Origin of the sequence: Undibacterium sp. Di26W, assembly GCF_049340265.1 — a bacterium.
In the GTDB taxonomy this organism is placed as follows: Bacteria; Pseudomonadota; Gammaproteobacteria; order Burkholderiales; family Burkholderiaceae_D; genus Undibacterium.
On the sequence record NZ_JBMPOR010000060.1, the window covers coordinates 1 to 1,211 of the forward strand.

General features: G+C 49.6%; 1 protein-coding gene. It reads right to left on the reverse strand.

Annotation, left to right across the window (positions count from 1 at the left end; translation table 11 throughout):
• Positions 1–21: 21 nt before the first annotated feature.
• Positions 22–972: an IS110 family transposase gene (locus tag ACO0LM_RS28595; protein WP_423042334.1), complete on the reverse strand. Its 951-nt coding sequence runs from the start codon at positions 970–972 to the stop codon at positions 22–24.
• Between the last annotated feature and the right edge of the window lie 239 nt (positions 973–1,211).

The window sequence follows — 1,211 nt, forward strand, 5'->3', positions numbered from 1 at the left end:
GATTAGATTCTATGGTTTCCGTCAAGTTTTTATTGCGACGAGATCGGGATTAAAGTCGGTCTTGCTCTTGATTAAGGTAAAAGCGATCCGCACTATTTTACGTGCGATGATCATAATGGTGGCCGTTGATGGCCAGCCAAGTTGCCGATAATGTTGGTACACAGGCGCCCACACCTTTGATTTTGCTGCCGCCATACCGGCGTTAAATAGCAAGCGGCGCCCTTCAGCAGGGCCTCGCTTGGACAGCCTCCTGCGTCCACGCTTCTGACCGGAATCACAGGGACGTGGATCCATACCGACAAATGCAACGACAGCGTCACTGTTTGTGAAGCGAACACGGTCAAACAGATTCGCCAGCCAGGAACTGGTTAATAAGCCGACTCCTGCAATAGACTGCAAGCGACAGACCTGTTCGGCCCGGCTGGGAATATCCTTATTCAACCCAGCAATGTCCTGATCGATTTGCTTGAGTAATTCTGTAAAGCTATCTAAAAGCTTGACTGCCTTCACTTTCAGTGACGGCGCTCCATCACAGGTCAGACGTAAAGCCGTCTTCAAAGAAACAATTTTAGCCCTGCGTTTTAACAGTTCATCCATGGTGCGTTGCTCAGGTGTAGCCGGTTCATACCGGCGCAGTTCCTTGACTTCATGCGCCAGGTAACGTGCAATGAGCATTGCATCGACGTTGTCAGTCTTGGCACGCGCTCCAACCCCTTTCGCATAATGACGGGTATCTTTAGGATTGAGCACATAAACATGCAAGCCCATCTGGAAAGCCAAATCAGCCAGCACCTGGTGATAGATGCCAGTTGCCTCCATCGCAATAGATGAGCCAGGTGGCAGTTGTTTCAGGAATTTCTTTAAAGCAGCTAATTCATTAGCAATACCATGCACCGGGAAACTGCTTTCCGAGCAGGCAATAACGACCTCAGATTTCGCCACATCAACACCAATGAATAACGGGGATTGCATGATTGCCTCCTTATCGTTAAAGTGAGAATGTTGGGGTGGCCACTTCTTCACGTTAGCTTGCACATATCGGCGGTATTGGTTGGCAGGCCTATTGACCGCAGGATTCCTCATCGACGTTGAAGAGGTGGGGTGGGAGAGTTCTAATCGGGTCTGTCAGCTGAAACTGCAGATGCGCAGCGTTGTCCCTCCACCCCGACGCTTTCTAGTTTCTCAGAAATCGTCACTTATAACCATACAAG

Excerpts from the sequence above, each read along its gene's own strand:
- ACO0LM_RS28595 (WP_423042334.1), bottom strand. The coding sequence starts at position 972 with ATGCAATCCCCGTTATTCATTGGTGTTGATGTGGCGAAATCTGAGGTC.